General features: G+C 40.5%; 1 protein-coding gene. It reads right to left on the bottom strand.

The features are described 5' to 3' along the window. A partial coding sequence (locus tag AOA61_RS30140; RefSeq protein ID WP_305886531.1) for a transaldolase family protein occupies nucleotides 1–274 on the bottom strand: 274 nt, incomplete at both ends.

The following is a 274-nucleotide window of genomic DNA, read 5'->3' as shown; positions in this document are numbered from 1 at the left end:
CTACAGCCCTTGCTGCCAATATTGCTTGATTTGCTGAAAAAATCAAGGTTACGTTCGTCTTAATATTTTTTTGACTGAATGTCCGAACAGCTTTCAGTCCTTCACTTGTCATCGGAACTTTAATAGTAATATTTGGTGCGATTGCTGCCAATTCTTCCCCTTCTTTAATCATCCCCGGTGCATCTAAAGCTATGACTTCAGCACTTACTGAACCATCTGTCACAACGCTCGTGATCTCCATTAATCTTTCTTGGAAATCAACACCTTCTTTGGC

This window comes from Pseudomonas sp. 2995-1, from assembly GCF_002742505.1.
Taxonomy (GTDB): Bacteria; Pseudomonadota; Gammaproteobacteria; order Pseudomonadales; family Pseudomonadaceae; genus Aquipseudomonas; species Aquipseudomonas sivasensis.
This window is presented reverse-complemented; position numbering and strand designations above follow the sequence as displayed.